The 24143-nt window shown below is 51.7% G+C and carries 25 protein-coding genes; 7 read left to right on the forward strand and 18 right to left on the reverse strand.

Annotated features, from left to right (window positions below; all coding sequences use genetic code 11):
- Nucleotides 1-14 precede the first annotated feature (14 nt).
- The gene (locus tag LN341_RS16645; protein WP_234206106.1) at nucleotides 15-1004 is read right to left on the reverse strand and encodes an NADP-dependent oxidoreductase; all 990 of its coding nucleotides are present in this window, start codon (nucleotides 1002-1004) and stop codon (nucleotides 15-17) included.
- Between the two features lie 105 nt (nucleotides 1005-1109).
- Between LN341_RS16645 and LN341_RS16650 the strand changes: the two genes are divergently transcribed.
- Complete coding sequence (locus LN341_RS16650; protein ID WP_046221636.1) at nucleotides 1110-2012, forward strand: LysR family transcriptional regulator; 903 nt, start codon at nucleotides 1110-1112, stop codon at nucleotides 2010-2012.
- 71 nt (nucleotides 2013-2083) lie between these two features.
- Here LN341_RS16650 and LN341_RS16655 read toward each other — a convergent pair whose 3' ends face one another.
- Together LN341_RS16655 and soxR are read right to left on the reverse strand one after the other, a co-directional pair.
- Nucleotides 2084-2437: a DMT family protein gene (locus LN341_RS16655; RefSeq protein ID WP_027250786.1), complete on the reverse strand. Its 354-nt coding sequence runs from the start codon at nucleotides 2435-2437 to the stop codon at nucleotides 2084-2086.
- A gap of 122 nt (nucleotides 2438-2559) precedes the next feature.
- The gene (gene soxR / locus LN341_RS16660) at nucleotides 2560-2982 is read right to left on the reverse strand and encodes a redox-sensitive transcriptional activator SoxR (protein WP_234206108.1); all 423 of its coding nucleotides are present in this window, start codon (nucleotides 2980-2982) and stop codon (nucleotides 2560-2562) included.
- 321 nt (nucleotides 2983-3303) lie between these two features.
- On the opposite strand from soxR, the gene LN341_RS16665 reads away from it, so the two are divergent.
- Nucleotides 3304-3492, forward strand: a complete 189-nt coding sequence (locus tag LN341_RS16665; RefSeq protein ID WP_234206109.1) for a hypothetical protein — start codon at nucleotides 3304-3306, stop codon at nucleotides 3490-3492.
- 251 nt (nucleotides 3493-3743) lie between these two features.
- On the opposite strand, the gene LN341_RS16670 is transcribed toward LN341_RS16665, so the two are convergent.
- Nucleotides 3744-4463, reverse strand: a complete 720-nt coding sequence (locus LN341_RS16670; protein WP_120512701.1) for a Crp/Fnr family transcriptional regulator — start codon at nucleotides 4461-4463, stop codon at nucleotides 3744-3746.
- A 510-nt stretch (nucleotides 4464-4973) separates the two neighbouring features.
- Between LN341_RS16670 and LN341_RS16675 the strand changes: the two genes are divergently transcribed.
- Nucleotides 4974-6164 (forward strand): MFS transporter, encoded by a 1191-nt coding sequence (locus tag LN341_RS16675; protein WP_234206111.1) that lies wholly within the window; start codon nucleotides 4974-4976, stop codon nucleotides 6162-6164.
- Between the two features lie 53 nt (nucleotides 6165-6217).
- On the opposite strand, the gene LN341_RS16680 is transcribed toward LN341_RS16675, so the two are convergent.
- A complete protein-coding gene (locus tag LN341_RS16680) occupies nucleotides 6218-7126 on the reverse strand; it encodes a LysR family transcriptional regulator (RefSeq protein WP_234206113.1) in 909 nt (302 codons plus the stop codon).
- 148 nt (nucleotides 7127-7274) lie between these two features.
- Here LN341_RS16680 and LN341_RS16685 point away from each other — a divergent pair, with 148 nt between their 5' ends.
- The gene (locus tag LN341_RS16685) at nucleotides 7275-8297 is read left to right on the forward strand and encodes a zinc-binding alcohol dehydrogenase family protein (RefSeq protein ID WP_234206115.1); all 1023 of its coding nucleotides are present in this window, start codon (nucleotides 7275-7277) and stop codon (nucleotides 8295-8297) included.
- An 81-nt stretch (nucleotides 8298-8378) separates the two neighbouring features.
- Here LN341_RS16685 and LN341_RS16690 read toward each other — a convergent pair whose 3' ends face one another.
- The 3 genes from LN341_RS16690 to LN341_RS21810 all read right to left on the reverse strand — a co-directional run bounded on the left by LN341_RS16690 (nucleotide 8379) and on the right by LN341_RS21810 (nucleotide 11647).
- Entirely contained in the window at nucleotides 8379-9524 is a 1146-nt protein-coding gene (locus tag LN341_RS16690) for an MFS transporter (protein WP_338048223.1), read from the reverse strand.
- A 15-nt stretch (nucleotides 9525-9539) separates the two neighbouring features.
- The gene (locus LN341_RS16695) at nucleotides 9540-11099 is read right to left on the reverse strand and encodes an ABC-F family ATP-binding cassette domain-containing protein (RefSeq protein ID WP_234206116.1); all 1560 of its coding nucleotides are present in this window, start codon (nucleotides 11097-11099) and stop codon (nucleotides 9540-9542) included.
- Between the two features lie 419 nt (nucleotides 11100-11518).
- Nucleotides 11519-11647: a hypothetical protein gene (locus tag LN341_RS21810; protein ID WP_255783147.1), complete on the reverse strand. Its 129-nt coding sequence runs from the start codon at nucleotides 11645-11647 to the stop codon at nucleotides 11519-11521.
- A 172-nt stretch (nucleotides 11648-11819) separates the two neighbouring features.
- On the opposite strand from LN341_RS21810, the gene LN341_RS16700 reads away from it, so the two are divergent.
- The 3 genes from LN341_RS16700 (at nucleotide 11820) to LN341_RS16710 (ending at nucleotide 13796) form a co-directional block, all read left to right on the forward strand.
- Nucleotides 11820-12818, forward strand: coding sequence for a hypothetical protein (locus tag LN341_RS16700; protein WP_234206118.1), 999 nt, complete (start codon nucleotides 11820-11822; stop codon nucleotides 12816-12818).
- 1 nt (nucleotide 12819) lies between these two features.
- Nucleotides 12820-13146 (forward strand): hypothetical protein, encoded by a 327-nt coding sequence (locus LN341_RS16705; protein ID WP_234206120.1) that lies wholly within the window; start codon nucleotides 12820-12822, stop codon nucleotides 13144-13146.
- A gap of 239 nt (nucleotides 13147-13385) precedes the next feature.
- Complete coding sequence (locus tag LN341_RS16710) at nucleotides 13386-13796, forward strand: VF530 family DNA-binding protein (protein WP_205576936.1); 411 nt, start codon at nucleotides 13386-13388, stop codon at nucleotides 13794-13796.
- Between the two features lie 447 nt (nucleotides 13797-14243).
- Here LN341_RS16710 and LN341_RS16715 read toward each other — a convergent pair whose 3' ends face one another.
- The 10 genes from LN341_RS16715 to menD all read right to left on the reverse strand — a co-directional run bounded on the left by LN341_RS16715 (nucleotide 14244) and on the right by menD (nucleotide 24091).
- Nucleotides 14244-14615 carry a PRC-barrel domain-containing protein gene (locus LN341_RS16715; RefSeq protein WP_120512691.1) on the reverse strand — a complete coding sequence of 124 codons (372 nt, stop codon included), beginning with the start codon at nucleotides 14613-14615 and terminating at the stop codon, nucleotides 14244-14246.
- A gap of 325 nt (nucleotides 14616-14940) precedes the next feature.
- Nucleotides 14941-15489 carry a YdeI/OmpD-associated family protein gene (locus tag LN341_RS16720; RefSeq protein ID WP_234206121.1) on the reverse strand — a complete coding sequence of 183 codons (549 nt, stop codon included), beginning with the start codon at nucleotides 15487-15489 and terminating at the stop codon, nucleotides 14941-14943.
- A gap of 461 nt (nucleotides 15490-15950) precedes the next feature.
- On the reverse strand, nucleotides 15951-16481 hold the full coding sequence (locus tag LN341_RS16725; RefSeq protein ID WP_120512689.1) for a GNAT family N-acetyltransferase: 531 nt from the start codon (nucleotides 16479-16481) through the stop codon (nucleotides 15951-15953).
- Between the two features lie 303 nt (nucleotides 16482-16784).
- Nucleotides 16785-17327 carry a DinB family protein gene (locus LN341_RS16730; protein ID WP_120512688.1) on the reverse strand — a complete coding sequence of 181 codons (543 nt, stop codon included), beginning with the start codon at nucleotides 17325-17327 and terminating at the stop codon, nucleotides 16785-16787.
- A gap of 135 nt (nucleotides 17328-17462) precedes the next feature.
- Nucleotides 17463-18017: a bifunctional 2-polyprenyl-6-hydroxyphenol methylase/3-demethylubiquinol 3-O-methyltransferase UbiG gene (locus tag LN341_RS16735; RefSeq protein WP_234206123.1), complete on the reverse strand. Its 555-nt coding sequence runs from the start codon at nucleotides 18015-18017 to the stop codon at nucleotides 17463-17465.
- A 165-nt stretch (nucleotides 18018-18182) separates the two neighbouring features.
- Nucleotides 18183-19664, reverse strand: coding sequence for an o-succinylbenzoate--CoA ligase (gene menE / locus LN341_RS16740; RefSeq protein ID WP_234206125.1), 1482 nt, complete (start codon nucleotides 19662-19664; stop codon nucleotides 18183-18185).
- Entirely contained in the window at nucleotides 19661-20650 is a 990-nt protein-coding gene (gene menC / locus LN341_RS16745) for an o-succinylbenzoate synthase (RefSeq protein WP_234206127.1), read from the reverse strand. The genes menE and menC overlap by 4 nt, the downstream gene beginning before the upstream one ends.
- A 29-nt stretch (nucleotides 20651-20679) precedes the next feature.
- Nucleotides 20680-21546 carry a 1,4-dihydroxy-2-naphthoyl-CoA synthase gene (gene menB / locus LN341_RS16750; protein WP_234206129.1) on the reverse strand — a complete coding sequence of 289 codons (867 nt, stop codon included), beginning with the start codon at nucleotides 21544-21546 and terminating at the stop codon, nucleotides 20680-20682.
- Between the two features lie 18 nt (nucleotides 21547-21564).
- Complete coding sequence (menH, locus tag LN341_RS16755) at nucleotides 21565-22359, reverse strand: 2-succinyl-6-hydroxy-2,4-cyclohexadiene-1-carboxylate synthase (RefSeq protein ID WP_234206130.1); 795 nt, start codon at nucleotides 22357-22359, stop codon at nucleotides 21565-21567.
- Nucleotides 22349-24091 carry a 2-succinyl-5-enolpyruvyl-6-hydroxy-3-cyclohexene-1-carboxylic-acid synthase gene (gene menD / locus LN341_RS16760; RefSeq protein ID WP_234206132.1) on the reverse strand — a complete coding sequence of 581 codons (1743 nt, stop codon included), beginning with the start codon at nucleotides 24089-24091 and terminating at the stop codon, nucleotides 22349-22351. Before menD ends, menH begins: the two co-directional genes overlap by 11 nt.
- Nucleotides 24092-24143 lie beyond the last annotated feature (52 nt).

Raw genomic sequence — 24143 nt, forward strand, 5'->3', positions numbered from 1 at the left:
GGCCGTGAAAGCAATTAAAGCTCGACGATCAACTTACCTTTATTCTCACCGGAGAACAGCAGGTTTATCCCTTCAATCGCACTGTCCAGGCCATGCAACGTATGGGCGCGGTACTGCAGTTTGCCGTCCATCATCAGTGCTGCCAGTTTCTGGCCGTATTCGGCAAACCGATGGAAATGATCCGGCATCGTAAAGCCTTGGATCATCAGTCGTTTACGCACAATATTCATCCAGTTTGGACCCGGTTGTGGTGTCGCCGTGTTGTAATCGGCAATCATACCGCAGACAGCCACGCGGCCATGGGCATTCATGCGTTGATAAATGTGCTGCTGCGCAACGCCACCGGTATTTTCGAAGAATAAGTCAATGCCGTTGGGGGTTGCGGTTGCCAGTTTCGCCGCGAAATCCTCATCGTGGTAGTTGATGGCAGCATCAAAGCCCAGCGTTTCTGTCAGCCAGTGGCATTTCTCATCGCTGCCGGCCACACCGACGACAGTCACGCCTTCCAGTTTCGCCAGCTGGCCCACCATGGATCCCACTGAGCCTGCTGCGCCTGTCACCACCAGTGTCTGTCCCGCTTGTGGTTTCAGCACTTCATACAGGCCGTGATAGGCCGTCACGCCCGGTAAGGCCACCACTGAGAGCAAAGCTTCCTGAGGCACAGACGTCGGCACTGGCGACAAGCCGCCTTTGGCGACAAAGTATTCTGTCCAGCCCATCATGCCCATCACACGGGTGCCCACAGGAAAATCCGGATGTCGGGATGCCACCACATCACCAATCCCGCTTGAGCGCATCACTTCCCCCAGCTCCACAGGCGGGATATAGCTTTCACGATCGGCACTCATCCAGCCACGCATGGCCGGGTCCAGTGACATGTGGGTTTGCTTGACCAGAAACTCGCCCTCTGCGATTTCCGGTACTGGCTTCGACACTTTTTCAAAGATATCTGACGTGATGGTGATGTCAGGACGTTTTTTCAGAAGAATGGCACTGTAATTCATGATCTTGTTCCTTTCGTTGTCTTGAGGCACACTCTAACTCTTGCTGAAAATGAAAATAAGACAGCAAAACAAAGAAACACTTTTGCTCAGAATGGGAAAATAAGCATGGATAAACTCAAAGCCATGGAAGTATTTGTCACCACATTACAGTGTGGCAGCATTTCTAACGCCGCAAAGCAATTACATCTTCCCGTCTCCAGCGCCTCGCGCCAGCTGAGCTGGCTTGAAGCACAGCTCGGTACTGAGCTCATCAAACGCAGTACCCGAGCCATTAACCTGACTGAAGTGGGCAGAGCCTACCTGACACAATGCCAGCAGGTTCTTGAGCAAATTCGTCAGGCGGAAGAGCTGGTGAGTTCCTATCAGCAAACCCCGTCGGGCATTCTGACGATCAGTTGCATGAGCCACTACTTTGACAATCAGGTACTGCCGCATCTGAGTGAATTCGAGGCACTGTATCCTGAGATCAAACTTGATATCGATGTCTCTGACCGCCTGACCGATTTGTCAAAAGCAGAAACCGATATCGCGATTCGTGGCGGATACCTTCCCGATGAGCGGATTCACGCGCGCTGGTTATGCGATAACACGCCCCATCTGTGTGCGACACCTCAGTACATAGAACGCTATGGCCTCCCAGCGGATCATACCGAACTGCATGCACACCATCTGGCGTACTACCGGAGCCCGAAACACATTTTAACCTGGGGTATCGTCAGAGAAGGGCAATGGCTGCCTCTGGAACTGAAGCCGTATGTAGTGACCAATTCCGGTCGCTATATTCGTGAGCTGATGATGGCAGGAAAAGTGATGGCGCTGCTGCCTGACTGGTCAACCCAGGCAGACAGGGATGAAGGCAAGCTGATCAAGGTCGATCTGCCCGCGCCGATCTGCCTGTCTGCCGAGCGTCTGGGCCTCTATCTGCTGTATTACACGCCCCGCTATCAGGTGCCGAAAATCAGGGCTGCGGTCGATTTTTTCAGCCAGAAACTGGCCGTAAGCAGGTAGCAGTTAACAGATAGCAGGCACAACATTCATGTTTGACTCTGGTTGGCCTGATGTGCCAGCACTCACTGGGTTCAGACGCCCAGCTTGCTGCGGAACATAAAGAACACCGCGCCCAGCATACACAGCCCGGCCCAGAGATAATCCAGCTTCAGCGGTTCCTTCAGATAATAAAACGCAAAAGGCACGAAAACAGACAGGGTGATCACCTCCTGCAAAATTTTCAGTTGCCCGACACTCATCACTGTAAAGCCAATGCGGTTTGCCGGCACCTGCAACAGATATTCAAACAGCGCAATCCCCCAGCTCAGGAACGCAGCAATGACCCAGGGTTTACTGTTCAGATCTTTTAAATGCCCATACCAGGCAAAGGTCATAAAAACATTACTGCACAGCAGCAGAAAAATGGTAATCAGTGTCGGTTGCATAAAGAAAGTGACTCAGCTCAACAGCCGGAGAATGCGCGGATTATAATCAGCACGTTTCGCCTTGTCATTGAAAATATACACTCAACCCAAAACACACATAAGTTACTGTTTATTATTCATTTTTATAGCAACACCGCTCCATTTCCCTCATCGGCCAGCGCATCATCGGGGTTACGAAGCTGACACCGGCCCAGAGACAGACAACCGCAGCCGATACAGTCGCCCAGTGAATCCCTGAGTTTTTGCAGTTTAGTGATGCGTTCATCCAGCTGATGTCGCCATAAACTCGCCATCGCCTGCCATTCTTCTTGCGTTGGTGCGTGATCCAACGGCAGGTGAGACAGAGCTTCGCCGATTTCCTCCAGCGACATGCCCAATTGCTGCGCGGTTTTAATCACCGCAATCCGGCGCAGCACACTGCGATCATAGCGGCGCTGATTTCCTGCGTTTCGCCAGCTCTGAATCAGTCCTTTTTGCTCGTAAAAATGCAGCGCCGATACTTTTACGTTGGCACGTTCAGCGACCTGCCCGACTGTCATTTCCATCACCCATCCTTACCTGCTGATAATCTGTATTTTTATCCTTGACCTCAAGTTTACTTGAGGTTTTACCCTCTGACCATCACTAACAATAACGAATAAGGAAACACGGATGTCTCGCACTGCAACTTATCTCACAAGACGTTTAGATCGGATTCATGGGCAATCCGTAATAATGCTTTTCTGAGAAATGAAAATACCGATCAGGGAGTTTATCATTTATTAACGGACTAAGTGCGGCATCATACAGACGCGATAACCTTTTACGACCATGCTTATTATATCACCAGAAGCAATATCGCGTAGTGTGATAAACCGGAGGTTAACATGGACAGAACCCGTAAACCCAACCAACCCGAGAAAAAAAATGTACCTCAAGATCCCCAACCAAAACGCAACCAGGGAGAAAATGATCTAAAAGCACAAGGTAAGCATGATGCTCAACAAAAAGAACAACAAAAAGAACAAGAACAACAACAACAACAACAACAAAAAGAACAACAAGAAAGAAAGTAACGTTGGTAAGTATTAACAGGAAATCGGACTTAGACTTTCATCGTTAATGCTAGCTGTTAAGTTAATATATTGGGATCCCGTCAATAACGGGCTCCCTTTTTATCGTTCTTTGCAGAACTTCCCTTTCGAATTTAATTCACACTTTGGATAAAATACAAACATCAAGAATGGCATTAAACTTTATAACCAATGCGCGACCCGAAATCCAGATGCAATCCGACTTCGCTTTTCCTTTCGCAGTCGGCTGAACTTTATTGCTTTGCTGGCCTGGGTAACAGGCGATCTGTCTCCTTCTTGACCACGGCATAACACTCACAACACTGCTTCTCAAGTTTAGTTCGGTCCAACACTGTGATGTGACCACGGTGGTAATTGATTATACCTAATCTTTGCAGGTTACCTGCCGCTTCAGTGACACCTTCCCGACGCACACCCAACATGTTGGCAATCAATTCCTGGGTCATGGTCAATTGATTGTTCGGCAAGCGATCCAGGGAAAGTAACAGCCACCGGCAAAGCTGCTGGTGGATGGAATGATGTCGGTTACAAACCGCTGTCTGCGCCATTTGGGTAATAAGCGACTGAGTATAGCGCAACATCAGAATCTGCATTTCTCCATGCCGGTTAAATTCATCTTTAAGACGTTGCGCAGAAAGCTTATAGGCAGACCCCTCGCTTTGTACAATGGCCCGGCTTGGAGTACTTTCTCCGCCCATAAACAAAGCGATACCAAGCAGACCTTCATTACCCACAACAGAGATCTCTGCCGATGCGCCATTCTCCATAACATAAAGCAGCGACACAATAGAATCGGTAGGAAAATAAGCATAATGCATTGAGGAGCCGGATTCATACACCACTTTACCCAGCGGCAAGGTAACTAGTCTAAGATGAGGAAACAGACGATCCTGAACGTCGGGGGATAGCGCAGCCAACAAGTGATTTTGTAGAGGGCTAGGTAAGTCTGTCATGCAAACCTCGAAGCTAAAAGCATAATAGGCAATTTTACTTTAAAAAGGCGTTTTGGGGGGTCGTCAGGTAAAGATAGCCTTTAACAGCTTTTTTGCCAGTGTTCGCTATTGTAAGGCGTCTCGATTGCGCAGCGACTATATCTGTTGCGCTAGCGCCGCAATTAATAAAACAATCAATTATATGCAATCATCAATACAGATTAATGAAAGTGACTGAAAAGTGATTAATGCCAATAGGCAACTACGTTTATATCAATATCCTCGATACCACTTACTTTTCTCATTAATAATACTTTTACAATACCCGATAATATATAGCCGTTTTTTCCCAACATGATAAAGACCTCAATGTGGATACTTAAAAGTGGCTGTGATGTTGAGGTTTTCTTGCATCTAATTTTAAAAGCACGGCTGCCATTTATTGGCCATAAATGATCACCCCTTGACCTCAAGTTTACTTGAGGTTTTAAGCTCTCCCCATCACTAACAATATCGAATAAGGAAACACGGATGTCTCGCACTGCAACTTATCTTACCGGGCGTTTTTTTGATGGCATTTCTTCAGGGATGTTCATGCTGGCACTGCCTTGGGTCATGCTGAATCAGGGCGACATGGGGGTCTTTGTGGCGGCTGTCGCGCTCACTTGCACCGCCTTGTCATTTATCGCCACCCCTTTCACCGCCACACTGATTGACAGGCATTCACGCAAAGCCATTCTTATCGTCATTCAGGTTATACAGTCACTGACCGCGCTGTCTGTCCTGCTGGCTTTCCGATTTCAGGTCGACTCGGTTTGGTTGCTGGCACTGGCGCAACTGATATTCTGGCTGACCAATGATGTCGCCTGGAGCACTAATAATGCCTTCACCCAGGAAAATTATGACAAGGCAGACTACGCCAGAGTCACCGGCCAGCAGGAAGTGGTCATGCAGCTGACGACGCTGAGTGCCGGGGCGGCGGGAATCGTGCTGCTGGCGTCCTGGTCGATGAACGAATTCGCCTTGCTGGCAACGCTGGCCTCTGGCATTGCTGCACTTAGCTACTGGCTCACACCCTATCGCCGCCAGCTATCGTCCCATCAACCTCAGGCGTTTTTCAGACAGCTGGCAGAGAGTAAAACTATCTTTACCCGCCAACCCGCGTTTTACCTGTTTCTGGCGTTATCCTGCCTGACCTACCCGATGCTCACTTATCTGGCAAAACTGGTGCCTGTGTATTTCTCTGAGCACAATATCAGTGGCAGCTGGTTTGCGTCCTGGTCGCTGAGCTATGGTATCGGCGCCTTGCTCACCGGTCTGTTAGTCACCCGTTTGCTGGCCCGCATCAGCCATGAAAAAGCCATGATGTACTCCGTACTCGCAATGGGAAGCCTGCTGATCAGCATGGCCGTCTGGTTAACACCTGTCGTTCTGGTCTCACTCACCGTGATTCTGGGCTTTTTCAACGCACTAAACCGTATCGCCCGTACCAATAAACTCAACTACGAAGTGAATGTGCATGAACGGGGCCGGATAGAAGGGGGACTAAAATTATTCTCTACACTTAGTCAGAGCCTGAGCTATGTATTGATTGCAGCATTAAGCTACTTTCAGATCACTGAAATGGGTTTTATCATGATGGGAGCCATGGTGATACTATCTGGCATGATCATGCAGTTATTGTACCGGAAAGGTTCCCATATTCAGGTTTCAATAGCCTGAAGCCAAGACAATCACTGTGGCGACTTCCCTGTAGCGAACCCAGGGAAGTCTTTTCATTTTTTCATCCAGTCGTTCAGAAACTGCGCGAAGGCGATAACCTGTCTGGGCTGAAATTTCCTGCCGGGATACACAAGCTGTAAAGCGACCGATTCGGTATCACTGAGGCTCAACCCTCTGACCTGATGATCAAAAAGCAAGTTTAGCCGACCGTCCAGCACATCCTGCCTGACATCCCACCAGGACTTCATCGCGATACCACAGCCTTCCACGGCCCATTGACGCACTAAAGCCCCGTCCGTACAGATCATGGCTGGCTCGACTTCCACCGTCATGGGCCCCTTATCCGTGACAAAGTGCCACGCATTCATCACCTGTCCGGCCCACTCCATTACCAAACATCGGTGATAAAGCAAATCATTGGGATGCTCCGGACATCCCGATTTCGCCAGGTAAGCCGGCGATGCGCACACCACACGGCGATTCTGTACTAACGCCTTAGCCACCAGGTTGCTGTCGGGCAGATTACCCAGCCTGATCGCAATGTCTATACCTTCATCCACCAGTTTTACCATGCCATCTGTCAGATAAAGATGCGGTGCAACCTTAGGATGGGCCTCTGAAAACGCAGCCAGGGCCGGCGCCACATATTGCCTGCCAAAATCCGATGGCGCGGTGATGCGCAGGGAACCTGACAGTTCCGCCTCACATTGCGTGAATACCGCTTCTGCTGCTTCAACTTCTTCCACTACTCTCAGACAAGCCTCGTAAAATCGATAGCCCGCTTCCGTCATCGAAATATGCCGGGTATTTCTGTTGAGCAAACGGGTTTGATATCTGTGTTCCAGCTGATTCATCCGGGCGGTCATACTGGCAGGTGACAGCCCCAGCTTACGCCCTGCAGCCGCCAGTCCACCCGATTTCACCACCTGAACAAACAACGCCATGTCATCTGTCTTTGCCATATTATTCAGCTTTTATGAAGTATGTTTTCGTATTTACGCTAATTATAAATATTTTCCGAATCAATACACTAAAGACCACTTAATTGCAGAATCCGAATCGCAGAACCCGATTATCCTTATGACAACCCATATACTCGAGGAAGCCCTAATGAAAGCTGTCGCACTGACCCAGTACTTGCCTGTAACAAACCCAGACAGCCTGATGGATGTCGAACTCCCGGCACCGGCGGTATCAGGCAGAGATATCCTGGTGAGAGTGGCGGCCGTTTCGGTCAATCCGGTTGATACCAAAGTAAGAGCCCCAAAAGAGAAGATTGAACCTCAGCCGCGTGTACTGGGCTGGGACGCGGCAGGCACGGTCGTCGCTGTGGGTGATGACGTGACCCTGTTTTCCGTCGGAGACGAGGTATTCTACGCCGGCGACATGACCCGTCCCGGCAGCAACAGCGAATACCAGCTGGTTGATGAGCGTATCGTCGGACATAAGCCGCAGTCTCTGTCGATGGCGGAATCGGCCGCCCTTCCGCTGACCAGTATTACCGCCTGGGAGGGTCTGTTTGATCGCCTTAAAATCGATCCTGACGTCCCACAAGACCAGAAAAGCCTGCTGATAATTGGCGGTGCTGGCGGTGTCGGCTCAGTGGCCATTCAACTGGCCAGTCAGATTGCCGGATTGACTGTCATCGCCACCGCATCACGGGAAAACACACAGCGCTGGTGCGATGAAATGGGTGCCGATCACACCATCAACCACCGGCAGGATATGGCGGCACAGCTGGCCGAGCTTGGTTTCCCGGCTGTGGATTATATTTTTTGCCTCAACGACACAGCAGGCCACTGGGCAACAATGACGCAAGTCATCAAACCTCAGGGCATGATTTGCAGCATTGTTGAAAGTGATGTGCCATTGGATATGGAACCATTGAAAAGCAAAAGTGCCGGTTTTATCTGGGAATTCATGTTTACCCGCTCCATGTATCAAACCGATGACATGGCTGAGCAGGGTAATCTGCTCAATCAGATCAGCAAGCGGATGGATGCCGACTCCTTGCAAACGACGTTGACGGAACACCTGACACCGATCAACGCTGAAAACCTGCGCAAGGCCCATGCCATGGTCGAGCAAGGAAAAATGATAGGAAAAGTGGTGTTGTCTGACTGGGAAAATTAACCCAGCCACACAGCTCCTCTGCCCTGCCCAATCAATATTGAGCAGGGCAGGAATCATATCACTGGATCACTCTCACTTTATTTATTCACCGAGTCTGGCTTTCACGGGTTGCAGGACCAGGATTGCAGCACCAAACAAGGCGATAGCGAGCAGCGCCATACTGTATGGCCCGGCACTGTACGCGACACCGGCAACACCAGACCAGATCGCCACGCCCAAATGCATCATGGTCATGGCCAGTGACATAAGAACACCACGGTGAGTCACTGACAGTTCCGCGATATAGCTTTGCAGCGCCGGAGAGCCAACTCCGCCGGCCAAAGCCCAGAGCAGCAGCAGTGGAATAACTGCAATCAGATTCTCCGCAGAAGACAGATAAAACCAGACACTGACAACCACACAAACGCCCAGCGCAATTCGCATCACCTGACGCCCACTCTCCAGCCGACCGGTCAAACGTGGCATCAGCATATTACCGATAACACTGATCACGCCAAGACCGGCATACACACTGCCTGCGACCCACATAGAGACACCCTGCGTATCCCGTAAATGCTGACCAACCAGATTAAACAACCCGATGCCGCCTCCCAAGCCAAAGCACATAGCCAGCAAGGCACCCGCAGCACCGGGAATCGCCCAGAGTTTAACTTGAGCATCTTTGTGCTCAGTCATCTGCCCGGCCCGGTGTGGCTGCCTGCCTGACACATACCACAACGTTGCGGCAACAAGCCAGGCACAGATCCCCAATACGACAAAGGCGGCTCGCCAGCTTACCGTTTCGGCCAGGGCAGCGCCTAAGGCCGGGCTGGCAATCATTCCCAGCGTCAGACCCGACTGCACCCAGGCAATCTTTTTCATGGCATCTTCCCCTGCGGAGTCTGCCGCCAGAGCAAAAGCCACAGGCAACATTCCGGCGCTGGCCAGTCCCGTGGCGACCCGGGTCGCTATCCCGGCCTCAAATGTCTCCACAAGCCCTGTTGCGATCGACGCCAGACCAAACAGGACAGATGCGGGAATCATCACGGCCAGGCGTCCATGCCGGTCAGAGTACGCCCCCAGTACTGGCGCTATCAATGCCAGGGCCACGCTGTAAGCGGTAATAAACAGGGTGACGCGCTCAGGAGCAACGCCCAGATCATGGCCGATGGGGGCCAGTATCGGCCCTAGCATCAACTCATCAGCGCCTACCAGAAACGCAATGCAAAACAATACAATTTTCATCATTATTCTGTTCTCACCTCAGGCCAGAGTCGCTTTTGCCATGACCCCGGCAGACTGAATATCAATCACCCGGTCCGGCCAGCCGGCGACAAAATCCCGCTCGTGCGACACTAAAATGACAGTCCCGTTAAAGTCGATCAGCGCTTGCTTCAGCGCCGCTTTCACCGTGGCATCCAGATGGGTGGTTGGTTCATCCAGCACCAGTAAGTTTACCGGCTGCAATGCAAGACGGCACAACTTCACTTTGGTCTGCTCTCCTCCGCTGAGCGAGCCGACTGGCTGCAAGGCCAGCTTGCCGGACAGTCCAAAGCGCGCTAACTGCTGCCTGGCCGCTTTGTCATCCAGACCGGGACAGACAGACTTCACCAGATTTACAGGTGTCGCGTCCTGAAACGGCCAGTGCAGTTCCTGCTCAAAGTACCCCAATCTGAGACCTTGCGATAATTCCAGCCGGCCGGACATGACGGCCAGCTCGCCTACCAGAGTTTTCAGCAACGTCGATTTTCCTATGCCGTTAAATCCGGCAATCACCACTTTTTCACCACGGCGCAGCGACAGATTCATGGGTGGCAGCAAAGCACGCGTGTATCCGATTTCCAGTTCGGTGGCCGCCAGCACAGTCTGGGCACTCAGAGCCGCAGCCCGGAAGGCAAATGACACCGATTTCTCCGGCTCAGGTGCTGCCAGACGTTCAATGCGCGCCAGCTGTTTCTTGCGCCCATTGGCAATGCTCGCATTCACACCGGCGCCGTTTTTGGCAATGAACTGCTCGAGCTTATCAATGTGCTTTTTCTGGGCCTGATACTGCTTGGCGTGTGCCGCGTCGTCGCTGGCTTTCTGTGCCATCGCTTTCTCAACATTGCCTTTATATTTGCGGATTTGCTGTCTGTCGACATCGCAGATGCCGGTCGCAATCCGGTTCAAAAACGCCTTATCGTGCGACACCACCATGAAGGCGCCTTTAAAGTTATTCAGATAATCTGCCAGCCAGTCAACATGTACGGTATCAAGATAGTTGGTCGGCTCATCCAGTAACAATACATCCGGCGATACCAGCAGCAGAGTAGCCAGCATGACTTTGTGACGCTGACCGCCACTCAGGGTGCCGAGCGGTGTTGCCATACCGAACTGGGTGATCCCCAGTCCTTCAGCCACCGCCTCTATTTTGTGGTCAGTAACATAAAAGGACTGGCTTTCCAGCGTGGCCTGAATGGAGGCGGCACGGGTCAGGAAACTGTCGCGGGCGCTTTTCTCCGGGCAGGCGTAAATGGCCATCATTTCGGCTTCCAGTGTGTACAAATCGGCAAATGCCGATTGCAGGTAACCACGTACCGTCAACCGGGGATCCAATTCTGCATGCTGGTCCAGATAACCGATCTGCACTGCTGGCTGCCAGAGAATATCGCCGCTGTCGGGCAGCAACTCGGATTGCAGCAATTTCAGCAGGGTACTTTTCCCTACCCCATTCTTACCGGTCACTCCGATATGCTCGCCGGGAAACAGAGTGAAATCGGCCTGCTGATAAAGGGTTTTGTCGCCGATGTGGTAAGTCAGATTTTGAATTGTAAGTAAGCTCATTGTGTTACATCCATAAAAAAACGAGGGGCGGTACAAGGCATACCGGCCCCTCGCTTCAAGCAATCTTGAAACTAGTTTCTGACTGATTCGCGGTCAGAAACTAAAAGGCCGACGATGAAGGTCATCGTCGGCCTGTTCTCTGCATTCATCAGATACACTCACCCCTCCCTTTTTCAGGGAATAGCGGCTATATCTGATGAAGATTCAGAAGACATTCAGCTCCGAGCAACACTTCACCGTGTTAATGCGCGGAGCACAGTCGCCTGACAAAATTCTTGAATAGGATGTAAAACATTGCAGAGTGGTCCAAAAACATAATTCGGTCGCAAAATACGCAATTTTCAATCCTGAGTCAACCACATCTATTCCCGTATACCACTCATATAGCGCATCTGCAGCAGGGCATCGCTTTACGCCCCTCAGCCAAAAAACGCGACCAATAGCGCAATCACAACAGCCAGAGCCAGTGTCGCTTTCACCAGCAAACCGATATTATTACTGCCGCCATCAGGCGGCTGATTACAACATCCCACTGTTACCTCCAACATGGCAATCATGCAGCTCAAAACGGACAGACTAATGCTTCCCCCAAGTGGAAGGTAAAGCAAAACTGTTACCCGCTGCACATTTCCCTTTGCCCGAACCCTAATTGGCGGGAATACTCAACCAATAGCATTTATGTTATGCATATGCGTTATCACCTTGTCATTGGAATGTCATATGCCTGTCCGAGCGAGTATTGCCCGAGTGAGTATCATCTCTGCCGGCCTGCTTTTTATTTCTGCCTGCAGCCAGAATGCCAGTAATGATGTCGGTTTGTATGCGCAAGCCAGTAATCAGCTCACCAGCCAGCTGGGCGAGATGATGCAGGAAACCAAAACTTTACAGACAAAACGGGCCACCAATACGCTGGCACTGGAGCTGGAACGCCCCAGCACCCTGCTGACCTCAGACCGGCTGACTCAACAGGCAAAAACGTATGCCGATATCACCCAGCAGCAGTTCGCGCTGTACGCCCTGAACCGTTCCCTGCAGGACTACAGCCAAGCCCTCAGCGAACTGGCAGACGCCAAATACCGCGGCGACATTGACTATGCCGCCGCCAAATTAAGCGGTTCTCTGATCTCAGCGAACAAGCAGTATCAGGCCCTGACCGATACGCCCCTGCTTGATGCGAGCGATGACACCTTCCATATTCTGTCATCTGCCATTGCGGGAATCGGCGCCACCGTCGCGGAATCTCAGCGACGAAAAGCCCTCAAAGACATCATTATCAAGGCTGACCCGACCATCAGCACAATTTGTGACACCATCAGCCAGCGACTGTCATCCGGCAGGCTGTATGCCGCCCTGCTGTCGGAACGCCGGGATATGCTCAGTACCGATATCCGTCGTTTCAACATCATGAAAACACAAGGAAAGCTTAGCCATGAGGCAGTGATCGCCCAGATTGAAAGCCTGACTCAGCGCTCAGTGGATATCGCCTCAACAGCGCTGATTTTCAAGCAAATGGCCAAAGCCACGCAGACGCTGAAAGAAAAGCACCACGCGATTACCGGACTGGTTGCTAACAACGAGTTCAGCGGTAAAGCCTTCATCCGCATTGCTGGCGAGCTCAGCGAAACCGGCCGCCATTATTCATCCCTGAACAATTTGCTGGGTAGCTGCGAAACCGGCTTTGAGCTCAGAGAAGATCAACTTGTTTGCAAGGAGGGGTAAAATGACGGACAAACCATTAGGCCACTACCTGGCTGAAGCCATCGACCAGCTACGCAAGGTGAAAGAAATCACCCTGGATTATGAGCAGGCGCTGCAATTACAGCAAGACATCAACAAGCTGTTGACTCAGCTCAGTGACGCACTCGCCTTGCCGGATTTAGGGGTTACACGTACCCAAAGTGCGGTGACGGATCTCATCTCCCTGACCTCGCTGGCCAAAAAGGCCAAACACGATCCCAGCAAAATTGCCGATGTCATTCACACCACCTCAAAAGTGGTTCGAGTGGTTGAAAAAGTGCTGAAAGGGACAGGTGAAGCGTTGCTGTAAACGCGAGTGGCGTATACAGGCTTGTTGCGAGCTGGATCTGGAAAAGGATCAATCCATCCTTGTTATTAATAGCGATAATAATAGGGAAGGAAGGATGAGTCTGCTAGAATCCCGTGCCCTCAAACCTTCATGGCACATGATTAATCATTCGTGCCGTTCTGATATTAAATTGAAGCGTTGAGCGAATACCACCCAACCCAACCTGCACAGGCACGTGAGAAACTCAGGAACGCGTTATGATGACAGATGAAGAAAGAATTGAATTACAAAAAAATAACCCATTACACGGTCTTAAGTTAGAAACCTTACTGCAAGAGCTGGTCGATTTTTACGGATGGGATATTCTGGATACGGCTATGCGTTTTAACTGTTTTCACGTCAATCCATCGATTAGCAGCAGTGTGAAGTATTTAAAGAAAACGGACTGGGCGAGAGAGAAGCTGGAAAACTTTTACCTGTACCGCTTCAAACGCATGCCTCGCGCAACGAGCGAAGAGTTCGAGTTGCCGCCACGCGCCCGTACTTTCCCGCACGGTCTTCAGCCGAAAGAGCCGATGGAACTGACGGTTGAATCCATACTGAAATCGCAAGCCAAAGCCGCATCAGCCCATAAAGAGCGCTCATCACGGGGTCGTCACTCGCGCCGTTAACCAATTAGCTACGACTTGATTGATCAAATTGCGACACATCAGGCATGGATGCCTGTGTTTGCTATTGGGATATGTTCAACACAATTTTCAGGTGCCATCTACCATCAAAATTTGACGATGATTCCTTGCTGTCAGAGCCTGAATGTCGTGGTGTCAACTACGGACTGCGGATAATAGATAATGACCCAAATAATTCACGGCAGCGGGTATGATGCCTTTCGGATTTACTGGCGGGCAATGTCGGTTTGTTAAAAACTGCAACAGTTTGTCTTAGTGGCTACCCGTGTCCTTTCCATGTAGATATCTTTCTGTCTGGTGAATAGAACCGACTAATTCGTCTGTTTAAATAATCTCTTAAAAAATAACGCTGGCTTACCCAGCGTTAGTTGATGCCACCTGACAAGTCAGGCCAGACCTGAGGCGCTACCCCCAAATCCAGCGCTGCCATCATCTGGTGTAATAAGACTCAACACTGGAATTCCAATTGGCGTCCGCCATATCCGGCCATTTGTCCTTGTCAAAACCAGGCGCGTTTTTTAGGCGCTCAATATCGACGTCGAGCATGAAACGCTTATTTTCTCTGTCCAGCGTCAAAGCCTTCCAAGGAATGGCAAACAGGCGATCGCCTATGCCTAAAAAACCACCCGCCGACAGCACAGCATAGCGAATATTGCCCTCTGTCATATCCAGCATAATATCCTGGATTTTACCCAACTTTTCATCCTGCATATTACAGACATCATCGCCGGTAATGCTGGAACTACTTAGTAAGGTTAAGGTAGTAAAGCCACTGTTGGATTGCGTCATTGAATTGTCCATTTTGCCCCCCTTCCACTATCGTTATTAATATTACCTAACACCACGCCATCTTTGCCGTCACGCTTGCCGACTTTGCTTTTTTGCTCGGGTCTTTGCCATCGTTCACCTTGTCGACAAGTTCCCGCTCCTTCCTTTACTTTTTGTTTGAACTGCTTTTAGCCTGATTCTTGCTGATGAGTGGTGTTTAGATTCATGGTCACACTCAGGTTCTGCCCCTTCTCCAAAGACGGCTCAAAGATGCAGGGTGACACTTATACGTTAGTAGAGACCAGTAGCTTGTTCTGTACGCTAGCTAACGTAGCCAACGCATTTGTTCTGCGCCTGCCTACTCTTCAGCCTGTGGCGCACTGAACGCTTTGCTGTAGAAACCGGACGTATCAAAGCAACACACTCTCTTCTTCCCCGAAGCAAGCATGTCGCATGCGTCATGAATGCGTTTCGTGCGGGTCTTGGCCTGCTTGGCAGAAACAATCCAGTGGATCCAGTCTACGCGGGCAATGGTCGTCGTTGCGTTCCAAATCGCACGCGCCTCAGGTGCCGCCTCCAGTGCGTTAGCCAGATCATCCGGCACGTCCGGTTCGGGTTCATCCCCGGCGAAAATCTCGAAGTGTGCCGTGTCACCCACGCTGGCCCCAGAAGCCACAAGCAGTGACTTATCAATACGCAGCCAATGACTTTTCTTGCCATCCGGTTCGAGCAAAACAGTAAAACGGTTACCGTTTAAGGTGCCAGACACAGTGATACGCCCACGCCTTGGCAACGTCGCGCTTGCCTCCTTAGGCAGCACCACAAAAGCCCACTCACTGTCACCGCCCAGATCTCTGGGGCGAAGCAAACGCACGTCGAATTCAGCACGGCTGTTTTCTTTTTCCATGATTTGATGCTCTCCCTATGAAAATTTTCCCTGAGCGAACGACATAGTATTTTAGCAGACGAGTATGTTGGTGGGAGTGAGTTTAGTCTCCAGCCCCCATTGCATCACTTTGTATGTCGCGCTTAAAGTCAGCGCCTTCTCAGCATTCTGCGTTGCGCGCCAGACACTCTTTTCTGGCTCAAAGAGTGCCCAGAAAAGCCTTTGATTTCGCTGGTGTTATCCGGGCCGGTTGTAGGCGCTCCCTGCGCCGACAACCTAAAAATACATCCCTGTATTTTTCCCTGGGATTGTGACTGACTATCCTGTTGATGATGCTCAGCCTACCGATATGACAGTTGCTTGTGCCAACCGAACCATGGAAAGTAACTCGGCGCTGAACCAGGATATGCCTTAATAATGCTGCTGCGGACTTGACCAAGAGCCGAATAAAGCATCGGCGGCAGAACACGTACCCTTCAGTGTTATAAGCGCATTTTTGCGTAGATCACTGTGTTATCTAACTCTCCTGAAGGTAAACGTCTGGCATTAGCTAAACTAGCCTCAAACTGGAAGCCGCAACGCTTTGCAACAGCCTGGCTTTTCAGGTTTGAACTAGCCATCTTTATTTCTAATCGTTGGGCTGCATTGTCATTAAAAGCATATTTCTCAACAAGTTTTACGGCTTCGGTTATGTAACCCTTACCGGTTTCAGATGTGCATAACCAATATCCAATTTCAAAATAAGGAACAGATTTATCCCTGACAATAAAGCCGACAGCACCAATAAACCGCCCTGTTTCTTTTTCAATGACATTAAACCAAAACTCACCAGTAAAGTTTGAAAAATGATCAAGAGCCTCTTTGGTGTTTGCTTCGAGATCACGCTTCGTTAATGACTCCGAAACCCAGGGTAAAAACTGAGAAAGCTCTGCTTTGCTCTCCTCAATGACAGCAAACATTGATTCAGTATATTTCAATGATGGCGGAACTAATTGAAGTCTCTCACTTTCCATCTGAGATCCTATTTATGACGTGCTTACAACGAATGAGGAACTGCAACCGAGAAGTAGCATAACATCAAAGCCAGTGAACAAACTCAATGCTAAGCACCATCGTCGTTTATCTTGTTTTAGTCACCGACGCCGAGCTAGGGAAGGCAAACCACCATGGGTGGCTATCATCGCCTTCAGTATGTTGTCGTCCTGATGAGAGCTGGTTGTGTCTCGCACCGTAAAGCTCTTAAGCAGACTCATGACGAAAAACAACGTCATCAATTTCGCTTTTACAGTGATTATCCTTACACCAACAGCAACCGGTTAATCACGAATTTCCTCAGGAATCAGCGCCAAGAGATCTGTGACCCCAATATCTTCACCGGCCTGAGAAAGTAAAGCAGAGACCTGCCCACGATGATGGGTCTGATGGTTAAAGAGGTGAAGAACCAGACTTGAAAACCGTTTATTGGCAGAAACGCCTTTGGTGTTGTGATAACTAAGCAAAAGATCCAAATCTGTTTCAGTGAGTTTATTTATCCAACCAACAATCTGACAATCTAACCAAGCTCTTTGTTCGGATAAAGCAGGTAAATCATCAAAAAGTATCTGATCCAAACTACTCGGGTTTGGAAGATTAGCGACCTCACGTAAAGAGGACTTGCAAGACGGATGCGAGGAAAATCGCTTGAGCCAAATAATATCGCCCACAAGAATGTGATTCAAAGTACCCAAAATAGAGCCAAAAAATGCGCCACGATCCTTAGTCAGCTCTTTTGTATCTAAACGACTCGCAGCCTCGTAGACCTTTGTGTTCATGCTTTGGTTGTAAGCGGCCAGCAATATAAAGTGTTCTTTCAGGCTCATCTGTATTCCTCCTTGTACATTTTGGATAGCATGAACTCCCTCTTCAGGCTTTGCCACTCCTTAATAAAGCCATTTCGGGCTTGTCCATATTTGCTATGCACGTTTTATAGCGACCACTGAATATAAATGCCAGTGCTACATTTTACCCAACGAAGTCTTTGCCGTTTCGTCACGTTCGAAGTACCTGACGACTTCAAAATCCGAGAACAAAGCCTTAACCTCAGATTCAGATAAAGGTGTTGTTGGACTAAGGTGATTTTTAGCCCAGCTGTCTCTTGTCCCCATAAAGTCACCGGCAAAGACACCACCAATTTCAATCGACGATTTAATATTGCCCCAAGTTGCCTCAAAGAAATTCGGATCAGCAAAGAACAAACTAGAATTAGCGATGACTAGGCCAGCCTTTGGGTAGACAAAAGACTCAAATGAAGACTCTGAAATTTCCACCTGAGATTTAGCTCCAAATCGGTCTCTGCATATCGCTACAGAGTCAGGATTAATATCAAAGCCATGTACCTGATAACCTTGCAGCTCCAGATAGTGGATATCACTTCCAGTACCACAACCACAGTCAGTCGCTATTTTGAGGTTTGATGCATTTAAACTAGCCGCAAATTCCGTACGTTTTAAATGAGAGCGAGATAATGCCTTTTTGTAGTACTGACGCCAGATCTCAGCATTTTCATCCATAAGCTTATTATTTCCTTGAAAGTACATGACATTTTATTACACGACCCACTACCCGGTATCTTACCCAAACAACTTATGCAACCCAATTTATACTCTCCGCTTTTGTCGCACTTTATGATCTACCTAAAGTTCAGCGTCGCAGATGCTGGTGAAACACGACAACGATCACTGACCGTTTTGAGGGTCGTTCATGATCTGATATTCACTGTGGTGGTCAGAAAACCACGCTTTTATGGCTTGGCGCGATAGTTTGATGCCTGTTTGTGGCTGTTGCGGCATGGGGAAAAACGCATCGGGGATTTTGAAGCGGGTGAGTTTGTCTGTCAGCCAGAGGGGCAGTTGCAGGGCTGACAGGTCGCAGGCACTGTTGATCAGGGCTATCGGGCGGGTGCCGTAAATTTCACAGGCCACGGGGATGACCATACTCTGACGGATCGCCGGATGGCGGTTCAGCACGGCTTCAATTTCCTCGCAGTGGATGTTCTCGCCGCCGGAGATAAACTGATTATCAACACGGCCAATGATGCGGAGTTCACCATCGACCCACTGGCCGACATCTTTGGTATCAAACCAGCCTTGCTCATCCACCAGTGGGATAAGTCGGCCCTGATGATAGTAACCGCTCGCTAAGGTATCGCCTGCGATATAAATCCGCTTGTTTTTCAGCTGAACCTGACGGTTGGGCAGCACGCGCCCGGCGCTGGCAATGTCGTCTGTCGGTTTGGCCGTCACAGTCGACGCGGCTTCTGTCATGCCGTATCCCAGCCAGGTTTCAATGCCGCTGTCTCTGGCCTGCTGACACAGCGACAAAGGCACGTCACTGCCGCCCAGTAACACATGGCTGAGCTGCAGTGGCTGGCGATGATCCAGCAGTCGCCTGAGCTGCGTGGCCACCAGCGACGCATGAGTCACCCCCTCAATATCTTCTTGCAACCGACCGCTGCCGATTTTCAGGCAGGCTCCGGCACTGAGCCAGCGGTACAGAATCGACAAACCGGAAACATGGTACATGGGCAGACTGAGCAGCCAGCAATCGTGCTGCTGAAACGGAAACACCGCCAGCAAACCGCGGGCCGAGGCCAGATGCTGGGCCTGGGTATGGGCAACCGCTTTGGGTACGCCGGACGAGCCTGAGGTAAAGACAATCGAGACGATTTGTTTTTTATCGCATTGTTTTGCATCGCGTCGTTCTGCATTGCGGGCAAGGCACGATGTTGAAGCGGCAACTGGCACTTGCAGGTTCAATATCTGGCAGCCTGTGAATAAGCGCTGCCTGTCCTGTTCAGACAAACCGGCGACAACAGATTCACTCAGCCACACAAACTGCCGCTGCCCTTCGCCATACAGCACACGCAGTTTGTCCTCCAACACCTGGCAGGGCTGCGGCATCATCAGGGCCGTGATCGCCCCCAGCTGGATGCAAGCCAGATGAAGCATCACCACATCCGCCGAGTTTTTGCTGACTACCGTTACCACAGTCCCTTCGCTCACCCCCTGAGCGGCAAGCACGCGCGCCAGATGGTGAATCTGCTCAGTCAGCGCTTGCCAGGTGTATTCCGTGTCAACCGTGATCAGAGCGATGTCGTCAGGCCGCGTCTGAGCCCAGGTGTGCCAGAGGCAAGGCCGATGCAGACTGTGCGGATTCATGACTGCCATACCTGTATGTGTTGCTGTAACGAGTGGAGCGGTAGCGTGCTGCCCGGCCAGGGGATTTCAAGCTGCGCACTGAACAGATGAAGTGTATCCAGCCCGGGCAGACTCTCTGGCAGCAACCAGTGAGAGAGGCGTGCGAGCTGCGTCAGTCCCAGGCTGGATTCAAGCGCTGAGCTTATCACCACAGACATGCCCGCGGCTTGTGCGTCCCCAATCAATTGCGCACAGCGCTGCACCGAACCGATCAAGGTCGGTTTCAGGACAAGCGTCTTTGCACCGGACAAACTATTGACCCTAAAGTCTGCTTGTCTGACGGCATGCTGCAGAGTTTCATCCCACGCCAGGGCGATACCGGATTCCCGGGCAAAATACAGGCTATCCGACGGGTGACGACAAGGTTCCTCCATAAAAGCAATGCGCGGAAGATGAGCCGTATTGACCGCAGAAGAAAAATCAATCGCCTGTTCCAGAGTCCAGGCCCGGTTCGCATCCAGACGTAAGCTCAGATGAGGAAAGCGACACAGCAACTGGTTCACCTGCTCGGCCTCCTGTCCCGGCACAGCCCGGCCGACCTTTACTTTCGCCAGGCGGCACTCTGCCAAAGCGCCCATTGCTGCCGTATCTGCCATTGACCCGGCACTCAGCAAAGGCACAGTGTGATAAGGCACCTGCGATGGCAACTGGCCGCTCAGGCACATCAGTGCCATCGAGAACCCGAAAGCCACCGACGGATACAGCGCCATCTCAGCACTATCCTGACCGCCAACCCAATTTGTCAGTAAGGAAATAGCCTGTTGTTCCGCCTGTTCACTGCTTTCCACGCTCAAGCCCACCAGCGGGGCAATTTCTCCGCAGCCCACGCATGCGCCATCACGCAATTGAGCAACATAACCCACACGTTCATCTAATTGCTGGCCGCTTAACACTATCCCGCTGTCTATGGGTAGCCTGTAGCGAAACAATCTGGCTGAACGCGTCATGTTATCCGCTCCTCACGCCAGTCAGCCCGCTAGGGGTTACGCGGAAACTGGCTGAAATCCGGCGGACGTTTCTCATTGAATGCATTACGGCCTTCCTGACCTTCTTCGGTCATATAGAACATCATGGTGGCGTTGCCTGCCAGTTCCTGCAGCCCGGCCTGTCCGTCGCAGTCGGCATTCAGTGCAGCTTTCAGGCAACGCAGTGCCATTGGGCTGTGCTGAAGCACTTCACGGCACCATCTCACCGTTTCCCTTTCCAGCTCAGCCAGCGGCACGACCGTATTGACCAGTCCCATATCCAGCGCTTCCTGCGCATCGTAAAAACGGCACAGAAACCAGATTTCGCGGGCCTTTTTCTGACCGACAATGCGTGCCATATAAGAGGCTCCCCAGCCGCCATCGAATGAGCCGACTTTCGGGCCAGTCTGGCCGAACCGGGCGTTCTCTGCCGCAATGGTCAGATCGCACATCATGTGCAGCACATGACCGCCGCCCACCGCCCAGCCGGCTACCGATGCGATCACAGGTTTCGGGCAGGTGCGGATCTGACGCTGAAAATCCAGCACATTCAGATGATGGGTGCCGGCATCGTCCCGGTATCCGCCATAGTCACCGCGTACTTTCTGATCGCCGCCTGAGCAGAAGGCTTCCTCACCCAGCCCGGTGAGAATGATCACGCCGACGGACTCATCGTAGCGGGCTTGCGACAACGCATGGATCATTTCTCTGACGGTCTGCGGACGAAAAGCATTGTGCACCTGCGGACGGGCAATGGTGATTCTGGCGATACCATCGCTTGATGTGTGGTACTGAATATCTTCATATCCGCTGCTGCCGTTTACCCATTCGATCGGCGCATAAAGTGCCTCTTCAGACAAACCCAGGCTCATTGCCATATTATCCTCACTCTCAGATCACAGTATCATTTCAAGGTGTTGGTTCAGTTGACGCCTGAGCGCCATCGCAAACGCCTGCGGTTGCTCTTTGTGGGCGTTGTGCCCGGCATTGGCGATACAGGTTGCCGGCACCCGGCTGTCATTCGCCATTCGCGAAAATTTGCTGTCGTGCTCGCCGTAAAAGTAATGCACTGGCACCTTCTGCGACTTGATCGCATCCGCCAGGTAAGCTTGCCGGGCCAGTGATGTCGCGAGCAGCATGCCGGCAACACTTGCCCCGAGGTTATCACTGCGGTAATCAATCAAACTTTGTTTTTGCGCATGATTCAGCGAAGAAAAGACAGGTTGCTGATACCAGTCTGCCAGTACCACATCAACTGGCTCACGGCGAAACCGGCGGGCCCAGCGACAGTCCTGCCGCCACCGTACAACGCGTTTCTGTTTGGAAGTCAGGCCAAAATGACCGCCTTCCACCGCCAGCAGCCGGATATTCAGCGGCGCAAACAGGCCACTGGCCACGCCGTGCATGGCGATACGCGCGCCCAGTGAGTAACCTGCCAATATCAGGGGACGGGCAGCGAGCTGATGCTTGATCAGGGTATCGCGGACCTCTTCTGCCGCCTGATCCAGTGAGTGGCAGGCAACAGCGCGGCTGCAGCCATGGCCGGGCAAATCCAACGCGATACAGGGATAAGCTTGCAGCCACTGAGCGCAGTCAAGCCAGTCTGCTCCGCTGCCCAGCAGGCCATGGAGAAACACCATCACCGGCTGTTCAGGCTGATCACTACGGGTAAGATATCGGCTAGAGAGCATGTAAATCTCTGATGAACTGGCTGAGCTGCTCACCGGCTTCTCCCGGCGGCGTCTGAATCTCCACCAGCAGCGCGCCTGTTCCGGCAATCAAATGCTCGCTCACAACCGATTGATAAGCCGACAGGGTCGCAGTTTTGCAATACGCCAGTCCAAACTGACGAGCGGCATGTTCAAACTGGAAACCATGCGGCATCTGGTACAAATGCGGTTTACTGTCCGGCGAAACAGGCAGCAGATCAAAAATGGCCCCGCCGTCGTTGTTCGTGACCACAATGACCACAGGTGTTTTGCCGTGGGTCAGTAACGCCAGCGAATTCAGATCATGCAGCAGCGAAGTATCCCCCAGTAACAGCATCAAAGGCTGCCCGCTGGCACGCTGCACTCCTGCTGCAGTGGCGACCAGTCCGTCAATTCCCGAAGCGCCCCGGTTAGTGTAAACAGTACGCCCGTCAAACACGCTAAACATATCAACCAGCCTGGCCATCAGGCTGTTCCCCAGAAAGAGCGCCGCCTGCTGACCCCTGTGGCTCAGATCCATCGCCAGTGCCAGCTCCGACATTGCGCCACAGGCCGCTAAATAGGGGCCGACCCTGGCATGAACCTGCTGCGCCGTGTGCCGGAGTGCCTGCTGCCACTGCTGATGCGTCTGTCCGGACAGCGGATCATCAGCGGTGGTCTCTGCTAATGCTGCCAGGGCCTTGTCTGCCCAGCCGGCAATCCTCGCAACAAAATGGCGTTGCGGCAGGTGGTCCGGATTGTGACGCGCCCTGTCAGCCGACACATACCAGTAATCGCTCTGTCTTTCACTGACCTGTCGCGCTATCCACTGGGTCAGGCGTTTGGAAATCAGGCGAGAGCCAAACTGAATGATCAGATCGCAGTCATTCAAGGGCGCGGCCAGCGCGTCAACCTGCAGCCAGAGATCGTAATGCGCCCAGTCGCTGCCGAGCCCCGATTGCGGATCGCACAGCAGCGGACATGCCAGTGCTGCCGCCAGAGCAGCCACCGCCTTAGCGTCATTCGCCGGCATGTCGCCGGCGATAATGACTGTCTTTTTGCTGCGCAATATCTGAATTTCATCAGGCACAGAGATCTGTGCAGGTTGCACAGACACACAGGTATAAGGCTGTGCAGCACTTCGCCAGTCAGCAAGCAAACCTGTGTAATAGCGTGATTCGTCCGGCGGGTCTGGCGAATACAAAGGCTCAGGAAACGGGCAGTTGATGTGCACCGGGCCACCCTGCCGGCGCTGGCGAAGCAGCAGATCATCCACTGCTGTCAGCAGCCAGCTTAACGGGACAGACACAGAAGGGCTGGGCAGATCCAAGCGGGCCGTCACGTGAGAAGAGAAGATGCCCGGCTGACAGATCGCCTGATTGGCGCCGCAGCCAATCAGTTCGACAGGCCGGTCGGCGGTGAGTAACACCAGTTGTTCGCCGGTCAGCCCCGCTTCAACCACTGCCGGTAACAGATTCGCCACAGCCGTGCCGGATGTCACGATCACCGCCACAGGGCGGCCGCTGGCTTTGGCCATACCGAGCGCAAGAAAGCCCAGTCCGCGTTCATCAAAATGGGCATGCAGATTCAGTGTCGGATGCGCGTCGGCTTCCAGTGCCAGCGGTGTCGAGCGTGAACCGGGGGCGAGACAGACATCAGTCACACCCAGGCGTGACAATTCTTCGAGCAGGGTTCGCGCCCAAATCCGGTTCAGGTGAGCCGGATCGACAAGCATCAGGCCACCTCCGAGACTTGCGGCGCGCCGTGAACACCTTCAATAAGCGCAC

This window comes from Photobacterium sp. TLY01 (assembly GCF_021432065.1).
GTDB classification, from domain to species: domain Bacteria; phylum Pseudomonadota; class Gammaproteobacteria; order Enterobacterales; family Vibrionaceae; genus Photobacterium; species Photobacterium halotolerans_A.

Excerpts from the sequence above, each read along its gene's own strand:
- LN341_RS16690 (WP_338048223.1), bottom strand. The coding sequence starts at position 9,524 with ATGATGAAAATTGTATTGTTTTGCATTGCGTTTCTGGTAGGCGCTGAT.
- LN341_RS21810 (WP_255783147.1), bottom strand. The coding sequence starts at position 11,647 with ATGTTGGAGGTAACAGTGGGATGTTGTAATCAGCCGCCTGATGGCGGC.
- LN341_RS16700 (WP_234206118.1), top strand. The coding sequence starts at position 11,820 with ATGCCTGTCCGAGCGAGTATTGCCCGAGTGAGTATCATCTCTGCCGGC.
- LN341_RS16650 (WP_046221636.1), top strand. The coding sequence starts at position 1,110 with ATGGATAAACTCAAAGCCATGGAAGTATTTGTCACCACATTACAGTGT.
- LN341_RS16675 (WP_234206111.1), top strand. The coding sequence starts at position 4,974 with ATGTCTCGCACTGCAACTTATCTTACCGGGCGTTTTTTTGATGGCATT.
- LN341_RS16645 (WP_234206106.1), bottom strand. The coding sequence starts at position 1,004 with ATGAATTACAGTGCCATTCTTCTGAAAAAACGTCCTGACATCACCATC.
- menH (WP_234206130.1), bottom strand. The coding sequence starts at position 22,359 with ATGCTCTCTAGCCGATATCTTACCCGTAGTGATCAGCCTGAACAGCCG.
- LN341_RS16680 (WP_234206113.1), bottom strand. The coding sequence starts at position 7,126 with ATGGCAAAGACAGATGACATGGCGTTGTTTGTTCAGGTGGTGAAATCG.
- menE (WP_234206125.1), bottom strand. The coding sequence starts at position 19,664 with ATGAATCCGCACAGTCTGCATCGGCCTTGCCTCTGGCACACCTGGGCT.
- LN341_RS16720 (WP_234206121.1), bottom strand. The coding sequence starts at position 15,489 with ATGGAAAAAGAAAACAGCCGTGCTGAATTCGACGTGCGTTTGCTTCGC.
- LN341_RS16710 (WP_205576936.1), top strand. The coding sequence starts at position 13,386 with ATGACAGATGAAGAAAGAATTGAATTACAAAAAAATAACCCATTACAC.
- menB (WP_234206129.1), bottom strand. The coding sequence starts at position 21,546 with ATGGCAATGAGCCTGGGTTTGTCTGAAGAGGCACTTTATGCGCCGATC.
- LN341_RS16655 (WP_027250786.1), bottom strand. The coding sequence starts at position 2,437 with ATGCAACCGACACTGATTACCATTTTTCTGCTGCTGTGCAGTAATGTT.
- LN341_RS16705 (WP_234206120.1), top strand. The coding sequence starts at position 12,820 with ATGACGGACAAACCATTAGGCCACTACCTGGCTGAAGCCATCGACCAG.
- LN341_RS16695 (WP_234206116.1), bottom strand. The coding sequence starts at position 11,099 with ATGAGCTTACTTACAATTCAAAATCTGACTTACCACATCGGCGACAAA.
- LN341_RS16735 (WP_234206123.1), bottom strand. The coding sequence starts at position 18,017 with ATGGATGAAAATGCTGAGATCTGGCGTCAGTACTACAAAAAGGCATTA.
- LN341_RS16685 (WP_234206115.1), top strand. The coding sequence starts at position 7,275 with ATGAAAGCTGTCGCACTGACCCAGTACTTGCCTGTAACAAACCCAGAC.
- LN341_RS16665 (WP_234206109.1), top strand. The coding sequence starts at position 3,304 with ATGGACAGAACCCGTAAACCCAACCAACCCGAGAAAAAAAATGTACCT.
- LN341_RS16730 (WP_120512688.1), bottom strand. The coding sequence starts at position 17,327 with ATGAGCCTGAAAGAACACTTTATATTGCTGGCCGCTTACAACCAAAGC.
- soxR (WP_234206108.1), bottom strand. The coding sequence starts at position 2,982 with ATGGAAATGACAGTCGGGCAGGTCGCTGAACGTGCCAACGTAAAAGTA.
- LN341_RS16725 (WP_120512689.1), bottom strand. The coding sequence starts at position 16,481 with ATGGAAAGTGAGAGACTTCAATTAGTTCCGCCATCATTGAAATATACT.
- LN341_RS16715 (WP_120512691.1), bottom strand. The coding sequence starts at position 14,615 with ATGGACAATTCAATGACGCAATCCAACAGTGGCTTTACTACCTTAACC.
- menD (WP_234206132.1), bottom strand. The coding sequence starts at position 24,091 with ATGCTTGTCGATCCGGCTCACCTGAACCGGATTTGGGCGCGAACCCTG.
- menC (WP_234206127.1), bottom strand. The coding sequence starts at position 20,650 with ATGACGCGTTCAGCCAGATTGTTTCGCTACAGGCTACCCATAGACAGC.
- LN341_RS16670 (WP_120512701.1), bottom strand. The coding sequence starts at position 4,463 with ATGACAGACTTACCTAGCCCTCTACAAAATCACTTGTTGGCTGCGCTA.